General features: G+C 70.3%; 24 protein-coding genes. 7 read left to right on the top strand and 17 right to left on the bottom strand.

Annotated elements, in window-relative coordinates:
• Window positions 1–86: 86 nt before the first annotated feature.
• The 3 genes from Pmi06nite_RS11020 to Pmi06nite_RS11030 form a co-directional block, all read right to left on the bottom strand.
• Window positions 87–506 carry a putative glycolipid-binding domain-containing protein gene (locus Pmi06nite_RS11020; RefSeq protein ID WP_203952828.1) on the bottom strand — a complete coding sequence of 140 codons (420 nt, stop codon included), beginning with the start codon at window positions 504–506 and terminating at the stop codon, window positions 87–89.
• Between the two features lie 41 nt (window positions 507–547).
• Window positions 548–1,333 carry an SURF1 family cytochrome oxidase biogenesis protein gene (locus tag Pmi06nite_RS11025; protein WP_203952829.1) on the bottom strand — a complete coding sequence of 262 codons (786 nt, stop codon included), beginning with the start codon at window positions 1,331–1,333 and terminating at the stop codon, window positions 548–550.
• Between the two features lie 70 nt (window positions 1,334–1,403).
• The gene (locus tag Pmi06nite_RS11030) at window positions 1,404–1,868 is read right to left on the bottom strand and encodes a winged helix-turn-helix transcriptional regulator (protein WP_203952830.1); all 465 of its coding nucleotides are present in this window, start codon (window positions 1,866–1,868) and stop codon (window positions 1,404–1,406) included.
• Window positions 1,869–2,092: 224 nt separating this feature from the next.
• Between Pmi06nite_RS11030 and Pmi06nite_RS11035 the strand changes: the two genes are divergently transcribed.
• Genes Pmi06nite_RS11035 through Pmi06nite_RS11045 form a run of 3 tightly spaced genes read left to right on the top strand, consistent with a single transcriptional unit; the run spans window position 2,093 to window position 5,237 of the window.
• The gene (locus Pmi06nite_RS11035; RefSeq protein WP_203952831.1) at window positions 2,093–2,683 is read left to right on the top strand and encodes a TetR/AcrR family transcriptional regulator; all 591 of its coding nucleotides are present in this window, start codon (window positions 2,093–2,095) and stop codon (window positions 2,681–2,683) included.
• A 52-nt stretch (window positions 2,684–2,735) separates the two neighbouring features.
• Entirely contained in the window at window positions 2,736–3,722 is a 987-nt protein-coding gene (locus tag Pmi06nite_RS11040; protein ID WP_203952832.1) for an NAD(P)-dependent oxidoreductase, read from the top strand.
• Window positions 3,723–3,746: 24 nt separating this feature from the next.
• The gene (locus Pmi06nite_RS11045; protein WP_203952833.1) at window positions 3,747–5,237 is read left to right on the top strand and encodes a DUF7059 domain-containing protein; all 1,491 of its coding nucleotides are present in this window, start codon (window positions 3,747–3,749) and stop codon (window positions 5,235–5,237) included.
• Window positions 5,238–5,509: 272 nt separating this feature from the next.
• On the opposite strand, the gene Pmi06nite_RS11050 is transcribed toward Pmi06nite_RS11045, so the two are convergent.
• The 3 genes from Pmi06nite_RS11050 to Pmi06nite_RS11060 all read right to left on the bottom strand — a co-directional run bounded on the left by Pmi06nite_RS11050 (window position 5,510) and on the right by Pmi06nite_RS11060 (window position 10,915).
• Window positions 5,510–8,503, bottom strand: coding sequence for an AfsR/SARP family transcriptional regulator (locus tag Pmi06nite_RS11050; protein WP_203952834.1), 2,994 nt, complete (start codon window positions 8,501–8,503; stop codon window positions 5,510–5,512).
• A gap of 268 nt (window positions 8,504–8,771) precedes the next feature.
• On the bottom strand, window positions 8,772–9,434 hold the full coding sequence (locus Pmi06nite_RS11055; RefSeq protein WP_203952835.1) for a GNAT family N-acetyltransferase: 663 nt from the start codon (window positions 9,432–9,434) through the stop codon (window positions 8,772–8,774).
• A gap of 218 nt (window positions 9,435–9,652) precedes the next feature.
• The gene (locus tag Pmi06nite_RS11060) at window positions 9,653–10,915 is read right to left on the bottom strand and encodes a pyridoxal phosphate-dependent aminotransferase (protein WP_203952836.1); all 1,263 of its coding nucleotides are present in this window, start codon (window positions 10,913–10,915) and stop codon (window positions 9,653–9,655) included.
• Between the two features lie 94 nt (window positions 10,916–11,009).
• Here Pmi06nite_RS11060 and Pmi06nite_RS11065 point away from each other — a divergent pair, with 94 nt between their 5' ends.
• The 3 genes from Pmi06nite_RS11065 (at window position 11,010) to Pmi06nite_RS11075 (ending at window position 13,897) form a co-directional block, all read left to right on the top strand.
• Window positions 11,010–12,011: a LysR family transcriptional regulator gene (locus tag Pmi06nite_RS11065; protein ID WP_203952837.1), complete on the top strand. Its 1,002-nt coding sequence runs from the start codon at window positions 11,010–11,012 to the stop codon at window positions 12,009–12,011.
• 123 nt (window positions 12,012–12,134) lie between these two features.
• Entirely contained in the window at window positions 12,135–12,893 is a 759-nt protein-coding gene (locus Pmi06nite_RS11070) for a glucose 1-dehydrogenase (RefSeq protein WP_203952864.1), read from the top strand.
• A gap of 17 nt (window positions 12,894–12,910) precedes the next feature.
• Window positions 12,911–13,897 carry an LLM class flavin-dependent oxidoreductase gene (locus tag Pmi06nite_RS11075; RefSeq protein ID WP_203952838.1) on the top strand — a complete coding sequence of 329 codons (987 nt, stop codon included), beginning with the start codon at window positions 12,911–12,913 and terminating at the stop codon, window positions 13,895–13,897.
• Between the two features lie 74 nt (window positions 13,898–13,971).
• Here the strand turns inward: Pmi06nite_RS11075 and Pmi06nite_RS11080 are convergent, their stop codons facing one another.
• The 9 genes from Pmi06nite_RS11080 to Pmi06nite_RS11120 form a co-directional block, all read right to left on the bottom strand.
• The gene (locus tag Pmi06nite_RS11080) at window positions 13,972–14,358 is read right to left on the bottom strand and encodes an SCO5389 family protein (protein WP_203952839.1); all 387 of its coding nucleotides are present in this window, start codon (window positions 14,356–14,358) and stop codon (window positions 13,972–13,974) included.
• 191 nt (window positions 14,359–14,549) lie between these two features.
• On the bottom strand, window positions 14,550–15,482 hold the full coding sequence (locus tag Pmi06nite_RS11085) for an ATP-binding protein (protein WP_203952840.1): 933 nt from the start codon (window positions 15,480–15,482) through the stop codon (window positions 14,550–14,552).
• A 94-nt stretch (window positions 15,483–15,576) separates the two neighbouring features.
• Complete coding sequence (locus Pmi06nite_RS11090) at window positions 15,577–17,046, bottom strand: serine/threonine-protein kinase (RefSeq protein WP_203952841.1); 1,470 nt, start codon at window positions 17,044–17,046, stop codon at window positions 15,577–15,579.
• 54 nt (window positions 17,047–17,100) lie between these two features.
• Entirely contained in the window at window positions 17,101–17,493 is a 393-nt protein-coding gene (locus Pmi06nite_RS11095) for an RrF2 family transcriptional regulator (protein ID WP_203952842.1), read from the bottom strand.
• Window positions 17,494–17,510: 17 nt separating this feature from the next.
• Window positions 17,511–18,476, bottom strand: coding sequence for a sulfate/molybdate ABC transporter ATP-binding protein (locus Pmi06nite_RS11100; RefSeq protein ID WP_203952843.1), 966 nt, complete (start codon window positions 18,474–18,476; stop codon window positions 17,511–17,513).
• Window positions 18,477–18,478: 2 nt separating this feature from the next.
• Window positions 18,479–19,261 (bottom strand): sulfate ABC transporter permease subunit, encoded by a 783-nt coding sequence (locus Pmi06nite_RS11105; RefSeq protein ID WP_203952844.1) that lies wholly within the window; start codon window positions 19,259–19,261, stop codon window positions 18,479–18,481.
• Window positions 19,254–20,009 (bottom strand): sulfate ABC transporter permease subunit CysT, encoded by a 756-nt coding sequence (gene cysT, locus Pmi06nite_RS11110; RefSeq protein ID WP_203952845.1) that lies wholly within the window; start codon window positions 20,007–20,009, stop codon window positions 19,254–19,256. Before cysT ends, Pmi06nite_RS11105 begins: the two co-directional genes overlap by 8 nt.
• Before the next feature lie 112 nt (window positions 20,010–20,121).
• Entirely contained in the window at window positions 20,122–21,129 is a 1,008-nt protein-coding gene (locus Pmi06nite_RS11115; RefSeq protein WP_203952846.1) for a sulfate ABC transporter substrate-binding protein, read from the bottom strand.
• Window positions 21,130–21,263: 134 nt separating this feature from the next.
• The gene (locus Pmi06nite_RS11120) at window positions 21,264–22,622 is read right to left on the bottom strand and encodes an LCP family protein (RefSeq protein ID WP_203952847.1); all 1,359 of its coding nucleotides are present in this window, start codon (window positions 22,620–22,622) and stop codon (window positions 21,264–21,266) included.
• A 222-nt stretch (window positions 22,623–22,844) separates the two neighbouring features.
• Between Pmi06nite_RS11120 and Pmi06nite_RS11125 the strand changes: the two genes are divergently transcribed.
• Window positions 22,845–23,798: a hypothetical protein gene (locus tag Pmi06nite_RS11125; protein WP_203952848.1), complete on the top strand. Its 954-nt coding sequence runs from the start codon at window positions 22,845–22,847 to the stop codon at window positions 23,796–23,798.
• Window positions 23,799–24,050: 252 nt separating this feature from the next.
• On the opposite strand, the gene Pmi06nite_RS11130 is transcribed toward Pmi06nite_RS11125, so the two are convergent.
• Window positions 24,051–25,457, bottom strand: a complete 1,407-nt coding sequence (locus tag Pmi06nite_RS11130) for an LCP family protein (RefSeq protein WP_203952849.1) — start codon at window positions 25,455–25,457, stop codon at window positions 24,051–24,053.
• Between the two features lie 31 nt (window positions 25,458–25,488).
• Window positions 25,489–25,743 carry a hypothetical protein gene (locus Pmi06nite_RS11135; protein WP_203952850.1) on the bottom strand — a complete coding sequence of 85 codons (255 nt, stop codon included), beginning with the start codon at window positions 25,741–25,743 and terminating at the stop codon, window positions 25,489–25,491.
• Window positions 25,744–26,056 lie beyond the last annotated feature (313 nt).

Here is a 26,056-nt window from a genome sequence, read left to right on the forward strand (position 1 = left end):
ATGGGATAACACCGAACAAGCTGCAAGGTCTCCGGTTGGTATCCGTTCGTTCACCCGGCGGCGTCTTCACGCTCGGGCCGGGGCGGTCACCGTACGGCACAGGCCGGTCCGGGGTAGTCGCTCACGAGGCCGCCGGCGTCGTAGGACGACGGGTCGGCGGTGAAACCTTCGCTCTCGAAACGGACCGATCCCTGGTCGAGGTGGGTGTACCGCTGGGGACGGCGGATCGCCTGAAGATGCGGCACCCCCACCCAGGCCATGGTCGGAGCGACTCGGCCGCCCCCCTTGAGGAGGCCGTGCCGCAGCACCGGCATGGAGCCGGTGAGGGGCGACAGGCCGAGAGCGCAGTCAAGGGCTCTGTCAAGGTCGTCGAAGCGGCCCGGAGGCGGGCCGTCGATATCGCCCGTCCCCTCCGTCACCGCCGTGCCCGTCGCCGCCGGTCCTTCGGCGAAGTCGACTTCCGCGTACTCGGCGCCTGCGTCTTTCATCCAGACGAGGGAGCGCATGGGGCCTCCGAAGCTCGGGGAGAGTGCCTCTCCGTCCAACCCTACGGAGTCGGGGCGCCCTCGCGTGCGGGATCGTCGGCGGCGGCCCGCAGGTCGTGTGCCTCGCGGCGCATCAGCAGGGCCCACCCGCCCACGGCCACGCCGATGAACAACCACCACTGGACGGCGTAGGCGAGGTTGAGCCCGCCGCCTTCGCTCACGTCAGGCTGGGGGACCGGTTCCGGCGCCGTCGCCGCCTCGGGTGACTGCCCGGTCAGCTCGATGAAGCCTCCGAACAGCGGATAGGGCAGCGACTTGCCGATGTCGGCCGTGTTGATGAGCAGGACCTGACCGGCGGGCAGGCCGGGGCGGTTCCTGATGCCGCTGGAGTCCTCGGTCTCGGTGGGCCTCAGCCGTCCCGTGACCGTGACGTCGCCGGACGGAGGTGGGGGCACCTCGGGAGGCGCGTCGGCGGTCGCCCCCGCCTTGACCCAGCCCCGGTTCACCAGGACGGTCCCCTGGGGGGTCACGAGAGGTGTGATCACGTAGAAGCCCAGGACGCTGTTCTGGGTGCGTCGCCTCACCACCAGTTCGTGGGTGGCGTCGTAGTGCCCGGCGGCGGTGACCGAACGGTACTTCACCGTGTTCGGAACGGATCCGCCCACCCGGTCCAGAGTCGCCAGGGGCACCGCCGCGCTGTTCAGATTGGCGGTGATCAGGTCGCCGGCGGCTGATTTCTCCTCGAACCGTCCGTACTGCCATCGGCCGAGGAAGACGAAGGCGGGGATGAGCACCAGCACGAGCACGTGAAGCCCGAGCCAGCGCGGTGTGAGGAGGAACCGGTACACGTGACCAGCGTAGGCAGCCCGCCGTGCGGTCCCGCCCTCAGCCCGGGTCGGGTCCCCCGGAGGAACGCCTCTAGGCGGAGCGCAGCCGGAGGCCGGGGCCCGGCCGGGCGGTGGCCTCGCGCGCGCCGCCGACCTCGTGTCCCTTGGCGCACTGCAGCCTGACCTCGACGGGTTCGCCGCAGTCGCGGTGTGTGACGACGACCGCGGGGCCCTCCGGGTCGGCCACGTAGCGGTCGCCCCACTGGATCAGCGCGATCATGATCGGGTAGAGGTCGAGGCCCTTCTGGGTGAGCCGGTACTCGTCCCGCTGCCGCTGACCGGGCTCCTGGTAGGGCTCCTTCCGCAGCAGGCCCTCCGCGACGAGCCCGGCGAGCCGGGCGCTGAGCACCTGCCGGGGCGCGCCGGTGCGGGCCTGGAGGTCGGCGAATCTCCGCACCCCGTTGAAGGCCTCGCGCAGGACCAGCAGCGTCCACTTCTCGCCGACGACGGCGAGCGTCCGCTCGATCGAGCAGTTGTCCACTCGAATGTGCTGCATGTCACGCATCGTAATTCCACTGCCTTCCCTTCATCTAAGTCTACTTGGAAGACCCAGATGGCGACCCTCCGGTCTCCGCGGCCCACGCGGCCGTTCAGGGCAGAGGGCGGGGGTGTCGGGGAGGTCCGACGACTGCGACAATGGCAGGGGTCGCGCGGCGGGTCGAGACCCGAAATCCCGACCACATTTGCAGAATAAGGTTCTGTTAGGTCACCATTGACCCTGTGAAGAGCGCGAAGCACGGCCGGGACGGCCGCACCAGGATCATCGAGGGTGCGCTGCGCAGGTTCAGTCAGGACGGTGTGTCCGCCACGACCCTCGCAAGCCTCCGTGAGGAGAGCGGCGTCAGCGTGGGAAGTTTCTACCACCACTTCGCGAGCAAGGAACACGTCTTCGGGGTGCTGTACGCCGAGATCCTCCAGGCCTACCAGGAGGCCTTCATCGGCGAACTGACCCGTCACGACGACGCCCGGAGCGGGATCGAGGCCATCGTCGCGCTCCACATGGCCTGGTGCGGCGATCATCCGGAGCGGGCGCGACTGCTGATCAGTGAGCGGCCGCCCAAGCGTGAGGAGCCCGGCGGCCCGGAGGTCAACGACGCGCGGCGGGCGTTCTTCCGCCAGGTCGCCGACTGGTGGAGGCCCCACATGAAGGAGGGGCTCCTCCAGCCGGTCCACCCGACGATGTGTTACGTCCTGTGGCTCGGGCCGGCCCAGGAGATGTGCCGCCTGTGGTTCGCGGGAGCCCACCAGCCCACGGAAGAAGAGATCCGCGGGCTCGGCGAGGCCGCCTGGAACAGCCTCCGGATGGCCTGAGGACCGGACCACCCCGATGTGGTGCCGGTTGTGACCGGATATCGTCTCGATTGTGGTATTTGGACATGATCTCGGACGGCCACGGGCGCTCGTCCTGGCCGAACTTCCCGAGCGTGCCCTCGCCCACCTACGTGAGATCGCCGACATCGTGGAGGAATCCGGAGGCGAGGGCCGGCCGGGCCGCGGGTTCTCCGGCGAGGACCTGGCCGACCTGATCGTCGCGTCGGAGGCGTCGATCCTGGTCGTCGCGGGAGACGAGGTGACGGCCCCGGTGCTGGACCTCCCGCTGACCGTCGTCGCCTGCGTCGGGACGGCGGCAGGAGTGGACCTGCGCCTGGCCGAGCGGCGCGGCGTCCCCGTCTTGTGGGCCCCGGAGCGCGACGCGGACGCGGTGGCCGAGCTGACCATCGGCCTGCTGTTCGCCGTGAGCAGGCACATCGCCGCCGGCGACAGGGAGATCCGGAGCGGCGAGGTCTTCAGGGGCGGCGTGACGCCCGGTCACCGGCTCCGCGGCCGGCGCATGGCGGGCTGCACGTTCGGCATCGTCGGCCTGGGCCGGGTCGGCCGGGCCGTGCGGTGGCGGGCGGAGGGGCTGGGGATGCGGGTCATCGCCGCCGACCCCTTCACGCCAGAGGCCACCCACGACCTGCGGGACCTGCTGCGAGAGGCCGATGTCGTGTCCCTGCACGTCCCCGTCACGGGGGAGACGCGGACCTTCATCGGCCCCAGCGAGTTCAACCTGATGAAGAAGGGCGCCATCTATCTGAACACCTCGACGGCGGCCGTCAACGACCTGGCCGCGCTGGTCGACGCGGTCCGCTGGGGTCATCTGGGCGGTGCGGGCCTCGACCACTTCGAGCGGGAATGGCTGGAGCCGGGGCACCCGATCATGCGCCTGCGGAACGTCGTGCTGACGCCGCACCTCGGCGAGGCCACCGACGAGACCGAGCTCAGTCAGGCCGAGTTGCTGGTCGACGACATCGCCAGGCTGCTCCGCGGGGAGGCGCCGCTGCACGCCTGCTGGCCGGCGATGGACTGATGCGACCGCGATAGATTTCCTTCCGTGCTTCCCCCATCTGACCTGGTCCTGCGGCTCCGCGACGGGTTCGCCGAGGCCGGTTACACGATCGACGGTGTGCGCGAGCGGCTGGGCGACGTGGCCGCTGCCGCGCTGGCACGTGAGGAGACCGTCCCCGCCCTGCGGGCCACGAGAGACGGCGATCCGCTCGCCACGCTCATCCGGCTGTGGTGGCTCGGCGCGCCCGTCGAGGCGTCCGCGGCGGCGGGCCTGCCGCTGGACGGCCTGGCCGAGGCGGGCCTGATCGTACGGCTGGGCGACACCGTGCGCGCCGGGGTCCACCTGCAGCCGTGGGACACGGGCACCGGCGACCCCGCCTGGGTCGTCTCCGACCGGAAGGTCAGGCCGGGGGATCCGGCGCTGCGGCCCGACCATGTCGTCGGGGCAGGCGGCGCTTCGGCCAACCTCGCCCAGTTCGCGGCCGGCGGGCCGGTCGGCAGGGCGCTCGATCTGGGCACGGGATGCGGCGTCCAGGTGCTGCACCTCGCCGGCCGTGCCGACGAGATCGTCGCGACCGATGTGAACGGCAGGGCCCTCGAACTGGCCCGGCTGAGCTGGCTGCTGTCCGGCGTCTCCGGCGTTTCCGGCGTCTCCGGGGTCGACGCCCGGGAGGGCTCGATGTACGACCCCGTCGACGGGGAGTCGTTCGACCTCGTCGTCTCGAACCCGCCCTTCGTGATCTCGCCGGCGGGCCGGTTCTCCTATCGCGAGTCGGGTTTCCAGGGCGACGACTTCTGCCGTGATCTCGTCCGGCGCACGCCCCGCCATCTCGACCAGGACGGCCACGGCCGGTTCCTGGCCAACTGGCTGCACGTCAAGGGGGAGGACTGGCGCGACAGGGTGGGCGGCTGGCTGACCGAGACCGGCTGCGACGGCTGGGCCGTACAGCGTGACGTGCAGGATCCGGCCGAATACGTGGAGCTGTGGCTGCGCGACTCGGCCGAGCAGGGCACGGCGGCCTATCGGGAGCGCTACGACGAGTGGCTGTCGTGGTTCGAGTCGCTGGACGTCACCGGCATCGGCTTGGGCTGGATCGCCCTGCACAACTCGGGCTCGATGGACCCCGTGGTGCGGGTGGAGGAGCTGACCCATCGAGTCGAGCTTCCCGTCGGGCAGTACGTGGGCGACGTGCTCGGCGCGATCGGGACAGGCCATCGGATCTCGGATGAGGACCTGCTCGACGCCTACCTCACGGTGGCCGGGGAGATCGTCGAGGAGCGCACCGGGGTGCCGGGGGCCGAGGACCCGTCACGGATCGTCCTGCGGCAGACCCGGGGGCTGTGCCGTACGGCGACGGTCGGAACGGTGGAGGCCGCCCTCGCCGGAGCGTGCGACGGCGACCTGCCCGTACGGCCGCTGCTGGCCGCCATCGCGGAGATCATCGACGCCGACCCCGCCGAACTGCTGGAACGTGCGCCCGGCGCACTGCGCACGCTCGTCGCCGAGGGCTTCCTCAGGGTTGCAAACACGCGTTGATCGGACGTTGACCACCGCGGCCCACTCTGGTGATGGGCACGGGTCTGGGGGGCAACGAGATCCGGACCAAGTCCGGCTGGTCGTCATGCGAGGCGGCTGGCCGTCACCGGGCGCTCCGGACACAACCGGGCCCCTGTCGTCCGGTGACGGTCTGACGACCGGCCGGGCGATCCCCCACCCCCCAGCGCGGGCTACGGAACCGGCCCGCGCGGACGCCGGAAGCGGAGACCACGGTGATCAACCACACCCGGATGACGCGCTTGGACGACGACCTACGTCTCGACCTGGTCGAACTCCCGCAGGAGGATCCGGATGTCCTCGGCCTCCGGGGATCCGAGCCTGCTGAAGATGTCGAGGGCCTTGGTTAACGCGTCCCTGCCGCGCGGCAACTCGCCCGCGCCGCGCAGGGCCTTCCCCAGCGCGGTCAGCGACTGCGCCTCGCCGTACGGGTGAGTGATCTCCCGGCTGACGGTCAGCGCCTGCTCCGCGTGGCGTGCCGCCTCGGCGAACCGGCCCGCGGAGATGAAGGTCGCCGCGAGGCGGTAGCACACCCGCTGCTCCCAGACGCGCTGGTTGCTGGCGCGGAAGAAGGACAGGCACTCGGCGTGATGGACGACGGCCTCGTTGAGCCGGCCGACGTAGGACAAGACGATGCCGAGGTGGTAGCGGGCGCGGGCGATCCCGGCGCCGCTCCCGATCTCGGTGAACATGGCGAGGCCGCGCTCGGAGACCGCGATGGCGTCGTCCGGGCGTCCCAGGCCGAGGTGGTCGCGGGCCGAGTAGCTCAGGGCGAGGGCCTCACCCGCCGGGTTGCCGACCTGCCGGTAGACCGTGGTCGCGCGGTCGAACCATTCGAGGGCCTCGACGTGGCGGCGCTGCCGTCCGGCCACGACGGCCAGGGCGTTGCAGGTCTCCCCGAGCACGATCCGGTCCCCGGTCTCCTCGCCGATCGCCCGCGCGCCGAGGAAGCGGTGCTCGGCGTCGTCGAGCCGGTTCGCCCCGAAGAGCACGCGGCCGAGCACGTACGCGCAGCGCATCTCGCTGTGGCGGTCGCCGACTCGCTGCGCGGCGGCCAGCATGAGCGCCCCCCGCTGCTCGAACTCGCGCTGGTTGGTCCCCGACTCCAGCAGCGGCTCCATGGCGAGCAGCAGGTCGGCGGCGGGCAGCAGGTCGTCCGCAGAGCCGGCGGACTCCGCGGCGTGGCCGATGGCGGCGAACAGGTCCTCGGCCTCCGCCGACAACCAGGCCACCGCCTCGTCCGCGGACGCGAACGTGTGGCCCCGGACGCCGACGTCGACCAGGCTGTCGGCGATCGCGCTGCCCTCGTAGGCCAGGCGGTGCGCCGACCTGGAGGAGGCCAGGTAGAACCCGAGAAGCCGCCGCAGGGCAAGTGTCCGCTCGGCCGGAGTGTCGGTCTCCTCGGCCTTGCGGCGCGCGAAGAGCTTGAGCAGGTCGTGGAAGCGATAGCGGCCGGGGGCCGGCGCCTCGAGCAGGCTGGCGTCGACGAGCGACTCCAGCAGGTCCTCGGCCTCGAACGGGCTGAGATCGAGCACGGCCGCCGCGGCGAACGTGGAGATGTCCGATCCGTTCGGCAGGGACAGCAGGCGGAACGCGCGGGCCTGGTGGTGGTCGAGCTGGCCGTATCCCAGGGCGAAGGTGGCGGAGACCGCGAGGTTGCCGATCTTCATCTCATCGAGCCTGCGGCGCTCATCGGCCAGCCGGGGGACCAGGGACGCCACCGTCCAGGACGGGCGCGCCGCGAGCCGGGACGCCACGATGCGCACCGCCAGCGGCAGGAAGCCGCAGGCGGCGACCACGTCCATGGCGGGGGCGCGCTCCGCGGCCACCCGGTCGGGCCCCGCGACCGCCGACAGCAGCGAGAGCGCCTCGTCGGGCTCCATCACGTCGAGGTCGATGAGCCGGGCCGCGGGCAGGTCGGCCAGCTTGCTGCGGCCTGTCACGATCGCCGCGCACCCCGTCGAGCCGGGCAGCAGATGCTCGACCTGCTCGGCGTCGCGGGCGTTGTCGAGCAGCACCAGCATGCGACGGTCGGCCAGCAGCGAGCGGAACAGCGCCGACCGCTCCGCCAGACCGTCGGGTATGACGTCGACCGGGATGCCGAGGGCGCGCAGGAAGGCCACCAGTGCGGTCTCGGGCGGCGTGGGCTCGTTGCCGTATCCCCGCAGGTCGGCGTAGAGCTGGCCGTCGGGGAACAGATCCTCGGCCAGGTGGGCCACGTGGACGGCGAGCGTGGTCTTGCCCACGCCGCCGATGCCGGACACCGCGGCGACCGGCACGCCCTCTCCGCCGCCGAGAAGCGTCAGCAGCCGGTTGACCAGGCTCTTGCGGCCGGTGAAGTCCGTGACGGCGGCGGGAAGCTGGGCGGGCTTGGGCATCTCGACGACCGGCTCCGCCTCGGCCTGGTCCTCTTCCGTCGGCTCGGCCGGGGCCTGCCGTACGGGCTCGGCCGGTTTGGCGGGCGCCAGCGACGGGTCGGCCGCCAGGATGCGGCGGTGCAGGTCCGTCAGCTCGGTCCCCGGCTCGATGCCGAGCTCGTCGATCAGCGCGTTCCGGGTGTCGGTGAAGACGGACAGCGCCTCCGCCTGCCGCCCGCACCGGTAGTAGGCGAGCATGAGCTGGGCCCGTAACCGCTCACGGAGCGGATGTTGCGCGGTGAGGGCGATCAGTTCCGACACCACGTCGGCGTGCCTGCCGAGCTCCAGGTCGAGCTCCATCAACGCCTCGACGGTGCCGATGCGGCGCTCGATGAGCCGGTCGCGCTGCTGCTCGGCGTACGGTCCGACCGCCCCGGCGAGCGGCTCGCCCGACCACAGCCCGAGCGCGCCCCGCAGGAGTTCGGCCGCGTGATCGGCCTTCCCGGAACGGCGGGCGGTCTCGGCCGCGGAGGTCTCCCGCTGGAAGACGCCGAGGTCGAGCCACGCGGGCTCGACGCGCAGGGCGTAGCCGCGCCCGACGGAGGTGAGCAGCTCAGGACGAGTGCGACGGGATCGGTCGGGTTCGAGGACCGTGCGAAGGCGCGAGACGTAGGTGCGCAGGGCGCCGAGCGCCCGCGGGGGAGCGTCCTCTCCCCAGACCGCGTCGATCAGCTCGCCCGGCGTGGCCGCCCTGCCCTCACGGAGGAGCAGCATCGCGAGGATGGAGCGTTGCAAGGGCGTTCCCAGGTCGAGCTCGACGCCGTCGCGCCAGGCGAGGACGGGTCCGAGCACGGCGAAGCGAAGGCCGTTCTCGGTGGCGTCACCTGGCATGTGCCCTTGTCTCCCAATAACAATTTTCCGACCAAATGATAGATCCCGGAGCGCTTGTCCAATAGTGAGGGGGGCTCTCGTTAACCGAAGCGTTGATTCGCCGTCAATCGGGCGTTGAGCCCTGATTGGGATGTTGTGACCGTGAGGCGGTGGCCCCTGCGGGGGCGGCCACCGCCTCACGCAGCTGATATGGGAGGGCGGAGGTCGCCCGGGTACGGCGCGGCCCGCCCCTTTCCGACGGAGCCGCGCCGATTCGCAGGATCGGCGATCAGGCCGCTTCCACTTCCACTTCCTCTTCCACGAGGCCCAGCCTCGCGAGGAGCCGTTCTCGAACGGTGGGCCATTCGAGGTCGAGGATGGAGTAGTACGCCGTATCTCGGACCGTGTCGTCGGCGCCTCGGCTGTCCGCCCGTCGCACACCGTCAAGTTGTGCGCCGAGGGCTTCGATGGCGGCCCGGGATCGGGTGTTGCGTACGTCGGCCTTGAGGGTGATCCGGTGAACCTGCCAGGTCTCGAAGGCGTGCGAGAGCATCAGGAACTTGCTCTCCCGGTTGACTCCGGTCCCCTGGGCCGCGGCCGCGAGCCAGGTGTAACCGATGTCCGCCACGGACGGGACCTCGCCGATCTTCCCCTTGGCGCCCGGAGGCCAGGGCATGGGGCCCTGCCAGTACTCGAGGTTCATCAGACGGGTGGCACCGACGATTCGGTCGGTGTGCAGCCACCGAATGGCGAAGGGCATCGTGCGGCCCTCCGCGTGCTCAGCCAGAGCGGCCTCCACGTAGGAGACCATCTCATCCCGGCCTGCGGGAACGCGAGTGAAGGCATACGTGGAGCGGTCTTCATTCGCAGCGGCGACGAGCTCGTCGATCACCGCCAGGCTGAGCGGTTCCAGGCGCACGGAGCGCCCGGACAGGGTGACAAAAGCGGGCATGAGCACATGATGGGGGCTCGGAAAGATGCCTGGTACTAAATGACACGAGACATCTTGTAGTGGCTCAGGTTAAGCCCTGGGATGGATGGTAAAACCGCAGGTCAGACGGGTGAATTCGGACCGCTCAGCCAGGGGTTCCAGGTAAAGATTTGGGCAAAGATCACACACATCCCCGAGGCGCCTCGTCGAAGGGTCCGGCGTTCCCTGTCGGAGGCGTCTCACGCGGCCGTTCCGGTGCGTGCGCCGCCTCCGGAACGCTCGCCGCCACACCTGCCGAGCCCTTCGAGCGCCTCGTCCAGATGTCTGAGGGAGGCGTCGATCCAGGGCAGTCGCAGCGGGTCGTCCGCGTGCAGGGCCGCAAGTCGCTGCTCGGCCGTCTCGCCGTACAGCAGGCTGGTGGCGACCCTGATCCTGTTCGTATGTGGACGGTCGCCAAAAGCCGTCCCGGGCAGGACGGCGACGCCGTGCTTCTCGATCAGTTCGGCGGCGAGTTCTGTCGACGACGCGAACGACGATATTTCGGGGTAAATGTAGAAGCCGCCTTGCGGTGGCTCCACGCGGGCGCCGGATCGGACGAAGCGGTCGGCGACGGCGCGGACCACGATTCCGTGCAGCCGCCGGCTGTCGGCCACCCGGCGCACCAGTTCGGCCGGCTCGCCGAACGCGTACGCGGCGGCTTGCTGCACGGGGGCGGGTGAGGTCGACCAGATCTCGCTGGCCAGCGCGAGCAGCCGGTCGCGGAGGCCTGCCCCGGGCAGCCGGGCCGTCCCGGTCCGCCAGCCGCCGAGCGCGAGGCTCTTGCTGAGCCCGGTCGTGATGACCGTGCGCTCGGGGGCGAAATCGGCCGGGCTGGCGAACACGGCGGCAGGATCGTGCACGAGGTCCCGGTAGATCTCGTCCGAGATGATGATCAGGTCCAGCTCCCGTGCCAGGACGGCCAGCCTCCGGACGGTCTCCGGTCTCGCGAGCCTGCCTGTGGGGTTGTCGGGCAGGGTGACCAGCACCGATCTGACGGCACGGCCTCGCGACCTGGCCTCGGACACGGCCGGGCCGAGCAGGTCCGGGTCCGGAACGCCTCCCTCGCCGGGGGGCGGGGGCAGCAGGATGGGCCGCACGCCGACGATCTCGGCCTGGGCGGCGTAGCTCACCCAACTCGGCATCGGCAGGACGACGTCGCCGCCGAGAGCGAGGAGCAGGCCGAACAGCAGGGCCTTGCTGCCGGGGCCGCACACCACCAGGTCGGGGTCCGTGGGCAGACCGCGCCGCCCCCAGTAGCCGGCGGCCGACTCCCTCAGCGCGGCGGACCCCGCGACCTGGCCGTAGCCGTTGTTCCCGCTGGCCTCGGAGAGCCTGTTCCGCAGTGCCGGGTGCACGGGCAGGCCCGCTTCCCCGAAGGCGAGGTTGAGGACGCGGTGCCCAGCGCGGCGCCTTCGGACGATGTCCTCGTTCGCCGCCAATGTCGCTGAAAGGATGACATTCACTATGCCTCCAGATATTGGCGGAACGTTCCCAGGGTCTCGGGGTATAGGCATCAGCACAAGCGAGGCTTTCAGGTGCCGGGAGTAAGGAAGACCGATGCTCGATCTGCGCCGGCTGATCCTGATCTGCGAATTCGCCCGGCGCGGCAGCATCGCGGCGACGGCCTCATCGCTCGGATACAGCGCCTCGGCGGTCTCCCAGCAACTCGCCGCGCTCGAACGGGAGGCCGGCGCGGCCCTGCTCGACCGGACGTCCAGGAGCGCGGAACTCACCGACGCGGGATGGCGTCTCGTCGACCACGCTCAGCGGATCCTCGCGATGGTGGAGTCGGCCGAGTCCGACCTGTCGGCCCACACGGCCACGCCGTCAGGGCGCGTGGTGGTCACCGCGTTCCCCACCGCGGCAGTGGCCTTCGCGCCCGCGCTCGCGCGCTCGCTGCGGCGCCACCGGGAGTTGTCGCTGCGGCTGCGGCAGAGCCGCTCCGGGCGTGGCATGCGCGAAGTGGAGTCGGGCGAGGTCGACATCGCCCTGATCGACGACTGGTGGGGGCGGGTGCGCCGCGACACCTCGGTGCGGACCTTCCCGCTGCTGGTGGACCCCCTGGTCCTCGTGGTGCCCAGGCGGCACCCGATGGCCGATCCCGAGGTGCCCATCGACCTGGCCGCCCTCAGGGAGGAGCCGTGGATGGCCACGCCGGAGGGCGAGCCGTCCCGCACCGCCGTCGACCGCCTGCTGGCCGCCGCCGGCGGAGCGGCCCCCGTCGCGTGGGAGTTCGAGGGGCTCGGGACCATCCTGAGCCTCGTGGCCAGGGGGATCGGAATCGCCGCTGTTCCCGCCCTGGCGCTCGCCGCGGGCGTCAGGGGGGTCGCCGTCAGGGATCTTCCCGGTGAACCCATCGAGCGGCACGTCTACGCGGTGGCGAGGGAGTCGAGCGTGCACCGGCCGTCCGTCGCCGCGACGCTCCGGGCGATCCACGTCGCCGCGCGCTTCCTCGTGACCGACCTCGGGCACCTGCGCGGACACCGGGACGACGACGACCCGGACCGCGGCCCTCCGCGTCCCAGCCCTCCGGACGGCGCCGGAGGAGCACCCCTGTGACGGATCACCGGGCGGAGTACGTTGCTGTGACGGATTCCCCGGCCCCCTGTCCCCGCCGAATCGGTCATCCGGCAGTACCCGCACCGACGTATCCCTGACGTATCCCTGACGTAGAGGACGATGATGTCGAGATTTATCGGTAAGTACGCGATCGTGACGGGCGCCGCCCAGGGCATCGGCGCCGCCGTCGCGCGACGGCTAGCGTCGGAGGGCGCGGTCGTGGCCTGTGTCGACTACACGGCCGACCGCTGCGCCTCGACCGTCGACGAGATCACCCTCGCGGGCGGCACGGCCGTCGCGTTCGGCTGCGACGTTTCGAGCGGCCCGGCGGTCGAGGCCCTCGTCCCGCAGGTGATCGGCGAGTTCGGCCGCGTCGACGTGCTCGTGAACAACGCCGGGATGACCAGGGACAACCTGTTGTTCCGCATGTCGGAGGACGACTGGGACCAGGTGCTCGACGTCAACCTCAAGAGCGTCTTCCTGCTCACGCGGGCCGTGCAGAAGCACATGGTCGACCAGAGGTCGGGTGCCGTGGTGAACCTGTCCAGCCGCTCGGCCTTGGGCAACCGCGGTCAGGCCAACTACGCGGCGGCCAAGGCCGGGATCCAGGGGCTCACCGCGACCCTGGCGCTGGAACTCGGGCCGTTCGGCATCCGGGTCAACGCCGTGGCGCCCGGCTACGTCGCGACCGCGATGACCGAGGCCACCGCCTTCCGCGTGGGATCCACGCCTGACGAGCACCAGGCCGCCGCCTCCTCGGTCATCCCGTTGCGGCGGGTGGCCCAACCGGACGAGATCGCCTCCGTCGTGGCCTTCTTCGCCTCCGACGACGCGTCGTACGTCAGCGGCCAGACCCTCTACGTGAACGGCGGGGGCCGCTGACCGGGCAGGGGCGCGGGGTGCGCGTCGGCGTCTTCCTCGTCGCCGCGGGCTTCCCCGGCATGGCGCCGGGCGAGGTCCTCCGGAACACGGTCGAGGCCGTCGTGGCCGCCGAGCGTGCCGGGTTCGCCGACGCGTGGATCGCCGAGCACCACTTCATGTCGTACGGCGTATGCCCCTCGGCCACCACGCTGGCGGCCGTCGCGCTCGGCCGTACGACACGGATCACCGTGGGGACGGCGGTGAGCGTCCTGTCGACCTGGCACCCCGTCGCGCTCGCGGAGCAGGCGGCGATCCTCGGCCACGTGTCGGGCGGGAGGTTCCGCCTCGGCGTCGGCCGGGGCGGGCCCTGGGTCGACCTCGAGGTCTTCGGCACGGGCCTGGACCGGTTCGAGTCCGGCTTCGGCGAGTCGCTCGACCTGCTGTGCGCGGCGCTCGGGGGTGACTCGGTCGCGGCGGACGGGGCCTTCTTCCGCTTCCGCGAGGTCCCCTTCGTCCCCGCCGTGCGGATGTCGCCCGTCGTGGCGTGCACGTCGGCCGGCGGCGTCCGGCTCGCGGCCGAACGGGGGCTGCCGATGCTTCTCGGCATGCACATCGACGACGAGGAGAAGGCCGCCATGCTCGACGACTACCGGGCCTCGTCGGGCTCCGGAGTGCAGGGGCACGTCGCGGCGGCCGTCGGTCATGTGGCGGACTCGACGGCCCTGGCCGTACGGGAGATGAAGGAGTCGCTGCCCCGGTGGCTCGGTCCGGGGCTCGCCGGCTACCGGCCTGTGGACGACCGGCCACGCCCGCACCGAAATATCCACAACTATGTGGATAAGTTATGCCGGATTCATCCGGTCGGATCGCCCGAGCACTGCGTGGAGACGATCCGGGCCACGGTGGAGCGGACCGGGCTGCGCCATCTCATCCTCCTGGTCGAGGGAGGCGGCGACCATGCCCGGACACTGGAGAACATCGCCCGCCTGGGCTCCGAGGTGCTCCCCGCGCTGGCGGCCGTCTGACGCGTCGGCCTGAGGCCGGGGGAGTGAGGGGCTCGGAGCGGCCGGAACCGGTCGGCCGCTCCGAGCGCTCGGGGTCAGCAGTCGACGAGTTCGGGCTTCTGGTTGAGGATCTGGGCGCGGGGGGTCACGAAGTCCTCGTACGCCTCCGTCGCCGCCGGATGGAAGACGGCCACCCGGTGGCAGTTCTGGAACGCGAGCCGGATGCCGAAGTGCCGTTCGAGGGCGCCGCGCATGGCGTCGCTCGCGAGGCACCGGAGAAGCTGGCCGCGCGCGGCCTCGTCGGGCGGGGGAACCTGGTTGTCGGCGAACTCGGCGCCCGACCGGTCACGCTGCTCGGCCAGTCCGCTGATCGTCGTCCAGGCGTAGGGCAGCGAGTCACGGACGCACGCGATGAACGCCGCGTCGTCGACCTCCCCCGTGCGGGCCTGGTCGAGCAGATCGTTGGGAACGGTCAGCGACATGAGACTTTCTCCTCTCGGAAGGAACCTCTCGGAAGGAACACGGTCTCGGCGACCGGTCCGGGTCCGCGATGCTCACGGCCCCGGACGACCACGCCGATCGCACGGATCGCACGGATCATGCGAAACCGCGCGACAAACTGAGACGCTAGATCGGACGCGGGGCGCGTCCATCTGGCCTCAAGGCGACAAGTTCATGGGGCGGCTACGGCCGGGCCGTACACGAAGCCGTGGTCGATCTGGGCGGCGAGGTCCTCGCCGGTCGCCCGGTTGGCCCACGCAAGGGCGTTGCGCAGGTGGAACTCGGCCGCCTGCCTCCCGAACTTCTCCCAGTCCTTGGGCTGCGCGTCGAGCCGGTCGGCCAGGGTGACGAGGGCCTGGCGGTTGGCGGGTTCGAGGTCCCCGAGGGTGAACGGCCGGCCCTGCTCCATGCCGCGGACGGCACGGGAGTGCTCGAACCACGTCAGCAGGTCCTCGCCCACGTGGTCACGCAGGAAGCGCACGTCGTCCGCAGACTGGATCTTGTTGCCCACGACCGCGACGGGGACGTCGAAGTCCGCGGCGTACTCCTGGTACTGCCGGTAGACGCTCACGCCCTGCCGGGTGGGCTCGGCGACCAGGAACGTGAGGTCGAACCGGGTGAACAGCCCCGACGCGAAGGAATCGGCGCCTGCGGTCATGTCCACCACGACGTATTCGCCCTGGCCGTCGACCAGATGGTTGAGGTAGAGCTCGACCGCTCCGACCTTGGAGTGGTAGCAGGCGACGCCGAGATCGTCTTCGGCGAAGGGCCCGGTCACCATGAGTGACAGACCTCCGGCCTGCGTGGAGGGGAAGAAGGGGTCGTCCAGGCGCACGAGCCGGGATCCGCGACCGGGCGGCGTCGTCTTGACCATCGACGCGGCGTCCTTGATCAGGGGATTGTCGCCGCGGAGGTAGTCCTTGATCTCGGTGACCATGCTCCCGAGGGGCCTCGGCGTCGCCGTCGCGCCCAGAGCCAGGCCGAGATGCTGGTTGATGTCGGCGTCCACCGCGACGACCGGACCTCGTTGTGCCGCATATCTGGCGAACAGCGACGACAACGTGGTCTTGCCGCTCCCGCCCTTGCCGACGAACGCCACCCGCACGGGACCCCACCAATCTGGCTATGAAAACCATTACCGTTCCTTCGCTGGCAATGATGACACAGAGTGACGGCGGCCGCCAGTCGCAGGAGGGGAGTCAGCCGATCGCGGGGGGCGTGAAGAGGGAGAGCGACTTGACGAGCGTGGGCCGGAGCCTGTCCCACTGGTCGGCCGTCGTGGTCCAGGTCAGCACGCTCGTGGTGGACTCGGTGGCGATGATCCTGCGGTACTGGTGATAGGTCACGCCCTTGGCGAGATAGGCCTGCGACCTTCGCTGCGTCCAGGTGAACTCCCAGTCGGCGGCCGTGCCGTACTTGCTGGGGGTCTCCTTGAGCCTGATCTTCCGGTACGCCGTCATGGTCGGGCGCAGGCTCACCTGGCCGTCACTGAGCTCCTTCAGCGGATCCGTGCCCGCCTGCGCGATCACCTCGACGGTGAGCTGTGCGCCGCTCCGGGGGTCGTACCACCGGATCCCGGAGTCGGTGGGCCTGCGCGTCCACGCCGAGGGCGCCGATGCCCGCCAGCCCGCGGGCGACCGGTACGACTTGAGCTTGAGCGGCTTCGCCGGCTTCTTCGACGGGGTGGGAGACGGTGACGCCGACGGGGAGATGGTGGCCGCGAGCGGGGTCCGCGACACCGCGGTCCCGGAACCGGGACGCAGGATCGCCCATCCGCCGACCGCTCCGGCGACGAGAACCGCCGCGGCGATCCCCGCGATCAGTCTCGTACGGCTTCTGCCGGCAGGGCTCGCGGGAACGGGGGCCGCGACCTGGAGTTCCGCGAGTGCGTGCTCGGCCGCTTCGGGGGAGAGCCGCCTGCGCGGTTCCTTCGCCAGCAGCCCGCGCATGACCGTGCCGAGCGGGCCGGGCACGTCCTGCGGAGCGGTGCCGGGCGGCCTCGCCGTGAGCGCCAGATGGAGGGTCGCACCCAGGGACCAGAGGTCGGAGGCCGCCGTGGGAGCGGCGCCGCCGGACCGCTCGGGAGCCAGGAAGGCGGACGCGCCGCGGGTGGCGCTGACGGGGTTCCCGTGCGCCGGTGACCGCTCGGGACCCGACCGGCCGAACGCCGGGTCGGCCGCCAGGGCGCCGGTGCCGAAGTCGGCGAGCAGGACCCGGCCGTCATGGCCGATCAGGATGTTCGCGGGCCGGACGTCGCCGTGGCGTACTCCCGACGCGTGCGCGTAGGTCAGTGCGGACAGGACGTTGCGCGCGATCGCCGCGGCCCGCTCGGGCGCGAGCGGCCCCTCGCTCGCGACGACGCCGTCGAGCGACCGGGAACGGACCAGTTCCATGACGATGTAGGTGGTGCCGTCCTCCTCGGCGACGTCATGGACGGCGGCGATGTGCGGATGGCGCAGCCGCTCGGCCTGGCGCGCTTCGCGAGCCAGCCGCTGGGCGAGCTCGGCCCTGCGGCCCTCGCGCAACTCCGGGGGGAGCAGCACCTGCCTGACGGCGACGGCCCGGTCGAGGAGGGTGTCGTGACCCTCCCAGACGATGCCCATGCTGCCTTGGCCGAGGGCGCGTACCAGCCGATAGCGCTTGACGATCAGCTGCCCCGCAGCACCCATCTCGCCTGCCTCTTCACACGGGCAAATATCACTGCAAGCGGGAGTCTTCCATAACTAAAGGGGCGGAAGTGAACCACTCGCGATATGCGCAAGAGTGATCTCGGAGAGGGTCGCCTGCTCGTAGTCGCGCAGGGCGCCCCACACGTCCGCGAGCGGCTCCGCCACCCCGGGAAAACGCTCGCTGTCCTGGGAGACCCCCTCCACCACGATGATGATGTCGGCCAGGCTGATGTCCGCCGCGGGCCGGGCCAGCCAGTAGCCGCCGTCAGGCCCACGCTGGCTGTTGATCAGCCCGGCGCGGCGCAGCTGGAGAAGGATGTTGTCCAGGAACCGGCGGGGGATGTCCTGCGCCGCCGCGATCTTCTCGGCGGGCACAGGCCCCGGGGGTGCCGCCGCCAGTTCGGCGGCGGCACGCAGGGCGTACTGCGTTCTGGCCGAAAGCCGCATCTGTTATACGCGTCTTGTCACACGGTGGCCAGGACCAGCGATCGGGCACCGGGGGTGGGCCGGACGCTGACGACGTCGCCTGACTTGAGCGCCAGCTGGTCGGCGAACCCCCGCGTCACCTGGACCCACGCGTCCCTGCCCTCGACCTGCAGCTCGACCCGCACCTCGAAGCCGAGCCGCACGACCCGGGAGACCGTGGCCGCGGTGCCGCCCTCCACCGGCTCGGTGCTGATCTCGATGTCGTGCGGGCGGACCAGGCTGCCGCCGATCTCGGTGACCGGCCCGAGGAAGCGCATCACGAACGGGTTGGCGGGGTTGTCGTACACCTCGGCCGGGCTGCCGACCTGTTCCACCTCGCCGTCCGCCAGCACGACGATGGTGTCGGCGACCTCGATCGCCTCCTCCTGGTCGTGGGTCACGAAGACCGTGGTCACGTGCACCTCGTCGTGCAGACGCCGGAGCCAGGTGCGCAGTTCCTTGCGCACCTGCGCGTCCAGCGCGCCGAACGGCTCGTCGAGGAGGAGGACCTCGGGCTCGACGGCCAGCGCCCGGGCCAGGGCCATGCGCTGGCGCTGGCCGCCGGAAAGCTGCGACGGATAGCGGTCGGCCATCTGCTCCAGGTGCACGAGCTCGAGCAACTCCATCACGCGCTTGCGGATCTCGTCCTTGGGCCGCTTGCGGATCTCCAGGCCGAAGGCCACGTTGCGGAACACCGTCAGGTGCTTGAAGGCCGCGTAGTGCTGGAAGACGAACCCCACGTTGCGGCGCTGCGGGGCCAGACGGGTGGCGTCAACGCCGGAGATCCGCACCGTGCCGGTGTCGGGCTGCTCGAGCCCGGCGATGACGCGCAGCAGCGTCGACTTGCCGCCGCCGCTCGGGCCGAGCAGCGCGGTGAGCGACCCGGACTCGACGTCGATCGAGACGTCACGAAGGACGGGCGTCGTCCCGAACGACTTGTTCACGTCGCGTACTTCGATGGCCATGGTCAACCCTTCGGGCGCAGGAGCTTGGTCAGGAGCAGGGTGATCACCGCGATCAGAGCGAGGGCCGTGGCGGCGGCGAAGGCCGCCGGCTGGTCGAAGTTCTGGAAACGCTCCTCGACGAACAGGGTGAGCGTCTGGGTCTGGTCGACCAGCCGTCCGGAGACCACCGCGACGGCGCCGTACTCGCCGAGAGAGCGCGCGAGGCACAACACGACGCCGTAGGCGAGGGCCCAGCGGATGCCGGGGAGGGTGATCCGGACGAACGCCTGCAGGCGGCTCGCCCCGAGCGTGTGCGCCGCCTGCTCCTGGTCGTCGCCGAGTTCCTCCAGCACGGGCACCACGGCGCGGACCACGAGCGGCAGCGCCACGAACACCGTCGCCAGCACCATGCCGGGAGTGGAGAAGATGACCTGGACGCCCCAGCTCTCGAGCAGGCCGCCGACGGGTGCGAACCTGCCGTACACCAGGATGAGCGCCAGTCCGACGACGACCGGCGACACGGCCATCGGGAGGTCGATGAGCGCGTTGAGCAGCCGCTTGCCCGGGAACCTGTGCCGGACGAGCAGGACGGCGGTGCCGACGCCGAAGACCGTGTTGGCCGCCACCGCCCACAGCGCGACGGTGAGCGTGACCTGGAAGGCGTGCACCGCCGACGCGGAGGTCAGCGCCTCGACGAACGGACCCAGGCCGTCGCCGAACGTCCGCCAGATGATCAGCCCCACCGGCAGGACCAGCAGGAAGAACAGGTAGAGGACGGCGATCGTGCGCAGACCGTACTTAGCCACGACGGCTCCCCCAGCGTTGTAAGAGGTCCAGCGAGACCAGCGCGACCAGGGCGACGACGAGCAGGACGGTCGAGATCGCCGCCGCGCCCGTGGTGTTGTCGCCTTCGATCTGGCTGAAGATGTTGACGGCCGCGACCTGGGTCTTGAACGGGAGGTTGCCGGAGATCAGGACGGTCGACCCGAACTCGGCGATCGACCGGGTGAACGCCAGCGCGGTGCCGGACAACATCGCCGGCACGAGGTTGGGCAGGATGATCCGCCGGAAGGTCTGGAACGGGCTCGCCCCGAGGGAGGCCGCGGCCTGCTCCATCTCCTTGTCGAGCTCCAGCAGCACCGGCTGCACCGTGCGGACGACGAACGGAAGAGTGACGAACAACAACGCGAGCACGACGCCGGCCCGGCTGTAGGCCAGGTTGAGCCCGAGGGGGCTCTCCGGGCCGTAGAGCGAGAGGAGCACGAGGCCGGCGACGATCGTCGGCAGGGCGAACGGCAGGTCGATGAGCGTGTCGACCACGGCCTTGCCCGGGAACCGGTCCCGGACCAGCACCCACGCGATGATCGTGCCCATGACGAGGTTGATCAGCGCCACGAGGATCGAGGCGCCCACCGTGAGCGTGAGGGCGGCCCACGCGTCGGGGGTGGTGACCGCCCGCCAGAAGTACCCGGGACCTTGGTCGACCGACCGCCAGGCGACCACGGCCAGCGGGATCAGCACGATCAGGCTCAGGTAGAGGACCGCGGAGCCCACGCCGAGCGCGGTGCCTCCGGGTACTGAGAAGCGCGAACGCGGCCGCGCCCCCCCGCCCGGAGGTCCGGGCGGGAGGGCGGGGGGGACAGCGACGTCGGTGGTCACTTGCCGGTCACTTCTCCGTCGCCACTCCGAGCTTGCGCTCGATGTCGGCGACGAGACCGGTCTTGGAGTCGAAGAAGTCCTTGGTGACCTTCGGCCAGCCGCCCAGGTCGTCGATGGTGAACAGCTGCGGCGGAGTCGGGAAGGTGAACCCGGTTATTCCGTCGATCACCGGCCGGTAGCCGTTCTTCGCGAAGATCGTCTGGGCCTCGTTGGAGTAGAGGTACTTCAGGAAGGCGGCCGCCTCCTTGGGGTGGGCCGAGTCCTTGGTCACGGCCACCGGGTTCTCGATCAGGATGGTCGAGTCGGGGACCGTGTAGTCGATCGGCTGGTTGTTCTGCTGCGCGAAGATCGCCTCGTTCTCGTAGGTGATGATCGCGTCGCCCTTGCCGCCCGTGAAGGTCTGTAGTGACTTTCGGCCGCTGTCGTCCTGGACGGGCACGTGCTGGAGGAGTTGGTCGACGTAGGTGAGCCCGGCCGCCTGGTCGGCTCCCTTGTTCGACTTGGCGCCGTAGCCGGCGAGCAGGTTCCACCGGGCGCCGCCCGAGGTGAAGGGGTTGGGCGTGATGACCTCGGTGCCGGGCTTGACGAGGTCGTCCCACGTCTTGATGCCCTTCGGGTTGCCCTTGCGGGTCCCGATGACGGCGATCGACTTGGTCAGGAACCCCTTGGTGGCGTTCTTGTTCCAGTCGGCGGCGACGAGGCCCGCGTCGACGAGCCGGGTGACGTCGGTCTCGAGCGAGAACTCGACGATGTCGGCCTTGAGGCCGGACGCGACCGCGCGGCTCTGGTCGCCGGAGGCGCCGTACGACTGGGTGAAGGTGATGTTCTTGCCTTCGGGCGTCTTCTGGTACGCCTTGATGATGTCCTCGAACGCCGCTTGCGGTGTGGAGTAGGCGACCAGCGCCAACTGGATCTTGCCGTCCCCCCCGGCAGAGCTTCCTCCCCCGCAGGCGGTGACCAGGGCTGTGGTCGCCACGGCGGCCGCCGCGATACCCCCGAGCCTGCGCACTCTCATTGCCCGTCTCCCTTTATCCCTACTTAATAAGTCGGCTTCGTCGTAATTAAAGAGCGACAGGTAGATTCCCGTCAAGTTGAGTGGGTTTTTGTTATCGCGCCGTTTCCCCGCTCTCGGGCGGGCGGGAGGGGGGTCTAGCAGATCGCGTCGAGGGGCTGCGGCGTCGTCGCGGGAATCGCCGCAGGTGACGGGCTCGATGCGGGCGCGGCGGTTCGGGAGGGGCGTGGCCGTCCGGCGAGCGCCTGGGCGACCCGCTTCTTGATGAGCCACCAGTCGGGATCGGCCGTGTTGATCAGCGGGGGCACGAACGACAGGCTCCGGATCGCGGTCGCGCGCACCTTCTGCGACAACTCGACCAGAGCCGGCAACAGTTGCTGCGGGAGATCCGTCCTGACGTACTGCTTCGCCGCGTCCGCGATCCGCTCGAAGCCCCGGAGCACGGTCATCGCGTCGGCCTGCTTGGCGACATCGTTCAGTAGGCACTTCTGCCGTGCCATGCGCACGTAGTCGTCGCTGCCGGTCCGCGAGCGCCCGAACCACAGGGCCTGCTCGCCGTCGAGCAGGCGCGTCCCCGCGAGGAGCACCCCGCCCTCCAGCCCGTACGGAATGTCCTGCCTGATGGTGACCCGCACGCCCCCCATGGCGTCGATGACCTGGCGGAAGCCCCGCATGTCCACCATGGCGTAGTAGTGGACGGGGATCCCGAGTATCTCGCTGACCGTGCCCTTGAGCAGCGCGATCCCTCTGTCGTGCGCCTCCAGTCCCGGGCCTGTCTCCGGATGGTCGGCGCCCCACTCGTAGACCTCGTTGAGGAGTCCGGGCGTGGTGGTGCCCCCGCCGGGAAACCCCCAGGGGAACATGTCGCGCGCGGGCCCCGGCGGCAGCGGCACGTGCTCCAGGTTGCGGGGCAGTCCGAACAGCACGGTCTGCCCGGTGCGGGTGTCGACGCTCGCCACGGTCAGGCTGTCGGTCCGCGCGCCGGGGCGGTTTCTGGCCGCATCGGCGCCGACGAGCAGGATGTTGAGCCTGGTCCTCCCGCCCCACAGACCGTCCTGTTCGGGGCCGGACGCGAAGAGTGCGGTCAGCACGTCGCGCGACACGTAGGCGATCCTGCTCGCGACGGCGAGTGGGGCGATCAAAGTGACGCATGTCAGTGCGACGACGCCCCTGGTGAGCCGGCGGGCGCCCACGCTCATTTCGGCCGGCCGTACGAGGAGGTAGGACCGCACCACGACGGCCGACCAGAGCACGGCCACCGAGAGCGCGGCGATGATCAGCCGCCCCAGCCACTCGGGCTGCACGAGCAGACGGAACAGGGCCGGGCGCAACGCGGTGACCGCGGTCATGCTCGTCCCGAGCACCATCACGTACAACGTCGCGAGGGCGAGGCCGGCCCGGGTCCGCCCGGCGATCAGGTGGGCGAGCCCCCACAGGATCGCCGAGCCCAGGGTGAGCGCCAGCACCCGGCAGACGGCCGTCCGCTCGCCCCGCATTCGCACTCCATGACCTGATCGTTGACCGACAGGCCGGATGTGCCCGCCCTCCGGCCTTTACAGAGGCGAGTGACGAGATCTTGGGCTCTACCTTGGGAAAACAGCGTCATCGAAGGCGGTGATCTGCTGTGTTTACAGTGATAGTTGTGAAATTTCCGTACAACTGGTGTCGGATGATGCTAAGAAGTTGCGCGAGCAAGACTGGCTAAAGGAAGGACCGTCATGGTCGACCGTGGCTCTGACGACTCCATGGAGCAGAACGGCTCTTTCGTCCGGCCGTACGTCTCACGAAGCGGACAGCACGGACCAGAGGGTGAACAGTTCTGGTCGGAGGATCTCGACGACGCGGCGGACCGCCGCTCCGACGCTCTGGAGGACCGTGGCGGTGATCTCCTCTCCAACGAATGGAGACGGAAGGCCGATCGTGAACGTATCGGCGGGGAGGACGGATCCGTCGACGACGCCCAGGCCGCGCTCGACTCCGGCGACCCCCACGGCGAGTGGGGCGATCGCGAGGACTCCCGCGACGACTGGGACTCCAGGCGCGACGCCACCGACGAGTGGGAGGCCACCGACTGGGACCGTGAGGACGCGCCCGGCGACGCCCCCGAGGCGGGCATGCGCCGCACGCACGAGGACGGTGGCACCGAACCGAGCGGTTTCCTCGGGTCGGGCTGGCGGGACGGAGAACGTCCCGGTGAGGTTCCCGAGGGCCTGCGCAAGAGCGTGCTGCTGCGCGCCGGCGGTGTCGCGGCGGTCGTGGTCGGGGCGATCTGGGCGCTGACCGTCTGGGTCGGGCAGCCGTCGGCCACTCCCTGCCCGTCCGGCGGATGTACGGCGAAGCCGCCCGCAGCCTCCTCGAAGGTCGCGGTGGTGCCGGTCGACGATCCCGCCACGACGGAGGAAGCGGATCCGGGTGACGTCCTGACGCCGGTGACGACGGCGACGCCCACGTCCACCCCTCACACGACGGCCTCGCCGAGCGCCACCGTCACCAAGGCTCCGGTCTCGCACAAGCCCACGACCACGGCCACGGCCACGGCTCCCCCGACCTCCACGCCGACGGCGCCCAAGCCGACGCCCACTCCGAAGCCCACGCGGACGGCCACGCCGACCCCCACCCCGTCCGGCGATGACGACGACGGCGGCGGTGGTCTGTTCGGCTGGCTGTTCTGAGGTCGCACGCGGTCTCTGAACAACCGCCGCGCGCCCGCCGGCGGGCCGAGTGCCATGCAGTGAACGAGACGGGCCTGAACGAGAAGGCCTGGACGAGAGGGCCCCGAACGAGAATCGCCCGGCCGAGCATCGCGCTCGGCCGGGCGTTGTTCGTCTCGGACGTTCTCCGCTGGGTGTCCTCTGTCTGAGGCGCCCGCCGTCGTAGGTGGTCGCCGCTTCGGGAGGTCTCCGCCTCAGGTGTCCGGTGAGTCCTCAGGAGGCCGTGCAGGTGTCCTGGGTGGCGTCGAAGCCGTCCACATCGTCCAGCGACTTGGGGGACTTGAGGCCTGTCCAGTCCGCTCCGACGACCAGGACGAGCGACTTCGTGTCGGTGTCGTGAACGGCCTGGGTCTTCGACTTCCTCAGTTCGCCGACGAGACGCGGCGCCCTGCTCTCGCCGTTGGGCCCGTACTTCACCAACGTCTTCGCGGCCGGCTTCTTCGCCGAGGCGACCTTCACGATGTGGTAGCCGCGCTGCTCGAGTTGCGCCGCGACCTGCGTGCCGAGGCCCTGCTTGCCCGAGCCGTTCTGGACGATGATCTGGACCTGCGACTTGGGGATCTTCTGCTCGCCGCTCTTGACGTTCTCGGCGATCTGGTCGGCCGCGACCATCTTGAACAGGGTTTCCGCCTGGGGCTGGACCCACTCCACCCGGCCCGGGTTCGTGACCGAGTATCGCCAGGGCGTGGTCACGAAGCGGATCTGCCCCGCGGTCAGGCCCTGGGCGCTCATGGCGAGGTCCTTCAGGACGCCGACGGTGAGGTCGGGGTCCGTGGTGATCGACTTCGTCATCGCGTCGAGGAAGCCGAACAACGCCTGCGGGTTGGTCAGCGTCTGACCGCTCATCGCCTTCTTCGCCATGGAGGCGAGGAACATCTGCTGGCGCTGGATGCGGCCGATGTCGGAGCCGTCGCCGATGCTGTAACGGGCCCTGACGTAGCCGAGGGCCTGCTCGCCCTGGAGGATGTGCTTGCCCGCGGTCAGGTGGAGCAGGGCCTTGGTGTCGTTGATCGGCTGCGGGAGGCACACGGGCACGCCGCCCAGCGAGTCCACCATGGACTTGAACCCGGTGAAGTCCACCTTGACGAAATGGTCGATGTGGATGCCGGTCAGGTTCTCGATCGTCTTCCAGGTGCAGGCGATGCCGCCGGAGTTGAACGACTCGTTGATCATCCCGACGTGGGCGCTCTGCCCGGTGACGCCCTTCTTCGCCGGGCAGGACGGCAGGTGCACCAGGGAGTCGCGCGGAAAGCTGATCAGGACGGCGCCGTCCCGGTCCGGGGAGATGTGGGCGAGGATGATGGTGTCGGTCCGCTCCCCGACGAACTTGCCGTACTTCGCGTTCGCGCCGTTCCGCTGGTCGGAGCCGACGATCAGGACGTTGAGGGCCTTGCTTATCTTCGCCGGCCGCGTGCCGAGTTCCTGCTGGGTCACCTGCTCGTGCCGGACGTTGCCGCTGAGCTTGAAGTATCCCGAGATCAGAAAGGTCGACGCGCCGACGAGCACCCCGAGCACCGCGGCCAGCACCGTCCACAGCCACGCCCGCCACTTCGGCACGATGCGAGGCGCCGCCGGGGGGTCCTCCACTGGTGGCGCGGGCCGGACGTCGACGAGACCCACTCTTCTTGACTCCTGAGGTTCGGACCTGGGCTTACGCCCAAATCGAGAGCCAGCGCGGCAAACCGGGGCAAGTGTAGCGATGGATTCTGAACATTCGCTTCCAGGCACCGGCGAGCATGCTGCGAGCGGTGATCAAGCCCCCGCCTTCATCTTTGTAGACGCGAACGAGCGGCGAAAAGTTGTGAAAAATGTCGGGGAGTCCGATGATCCGCATGCCGAAGTCGCCTTTGGACGCCCGTCCCTGGCGATAGGTGCATGGAGCAGAGCCTCGCGTGCGCTCGACCATCGACTCGCCACTCCTGCCTGCCGGACCGTCGCGGTGGGGGAGGGCCGGCCCGACGCGGGCCTGCCGGTTCCGGAGGGTGTGGGGAGCCGTCCCTGACTCGTATGCGACACGGATGAGTCGGCGATGACGCTAGCCGTCCGCGATCTCGTGATCGGCGACTTTTCGCTGCTTTGGTGAGCGGAGTGTCGTTCTCTTAATCACGGGCCGGGGCGGGCGGGCGGCGTGGACGTTTCCCGAGTTCACCCGCCGACGGGCGCCCGGGTCCGCGGGCGTTGTTAGGCTCGGACCTCACCGTGCCCGCCAGGGGACATAT

Origin of the sequence: Planotetraspora mira, from assembly GCF_016863275.1 — a bacterium.
Lineage (GTDB): Bacteria > Actinomycetota > Actinomycetes > Streptosporangiales > Streptosporangiaceae > Planotetraspora > Planotetraspora mira.

Coding starts and splice junctions, on each gene's coding strand:
- Pmi06nite_RS11080 (WP_203952839.1), bottom strand. CDS start 14,358: ATGTCGCTGACCGTTCCCAACGATCTGCTCGACCAGGCCCGCACGGGG.
- Pmi06nite_RS11115 (WP_203952846.1), bottom strand. CDS start 21,129: ATGAGAGTGCGCAGGCTCGGGGGTATCGCGGCGGCCGCCGTGGCGACC.
- Pmi06nite_RS11135 (WP_203952850.1), bottom strand. CDS start 25,743: ATGGTCGAGCGCACGCGAGGCTCTGCTCCATGCACCTATCGCCAGGGA.
- Pmi06nite_RS11070 (WP_203952864.1), top strand. CDS start 12,135: ATGTCGAGATTTATCGGTAAGTACGCGATCGTGACGGGCGCCGCCCAG.
- Pmi06nite_RS11100 (WP_203952843.1), bottom strand. CDS start 18,476: ATGGCCATCGAAGTACGCGACGTGAACAAGTCGTTCGGGACGACGCCC.
- Pmi06nite_RS11095 (WP_203952842.1), bottom strand. CDS start 17,493: ATGCGGCTTTCGGCCAGAACGCAGTACGCCCTGCGTGCCGCCGCCGAA.
- Pmi06nite_RS11030 (WP_203952830.1), bottom strand. CDS start 1,868: ATGCAGCACATTCGAGTGGACAACTGCTCGATCGAGCGGACGCTCGCC.
- Pmi06nite_RS11125 (WP_203952848.1), top strand. CDS start 22,845: ATGGTCGACCGTGGCTCTGACGACTCCATGGAGCAGAACGGCTCTTTC.
- Pmi06nite_RS11090 (WP_203952841.1), bottom strand. CDS start 17,046: ATGGGTGCTGCGGGGCAGCTGATCGTCAAGCGCTATCGGCTGGTACGC.
- Pmi06nite_RS11055 (WP_203952835.1), bottom strand. CDS start 9,434: ATGCCCGCTTTTGTCACCCTGTCCGGGCGCTCCGTGCGCCTGGAACCG.
- Pmi06nite_RS11065 (WP_203952837.1), top strand. CDS start 11,010: ATGCTCGATCTGCGCCGGCTGATCCTGATCTGCGAATTCGCCCGGCGC.
- Pmi06nite_RS11050 (WP_203952834.1), bottom strand. CDS start 8,503: ATGCCAGGTGACGCCACCGAGAACGGCCTTCGCTTCGCCGTGCTCGGA.
- Pmi06nite_RS11020 (WP_203952828.1), bottom strand. CDS start 506: ATGCGCTCCCTCGTCTGGATGAAAGACGCAGGCGCCGAGTACGCGGAA.
- Pmi06nite_RS11120 (WP_203952847.1), bottom strand. CDS start 22,622: ATGCGGGGCGAGCGGACGGCCGTCTGCCGGGTGCTGGCGCTCACCCTG.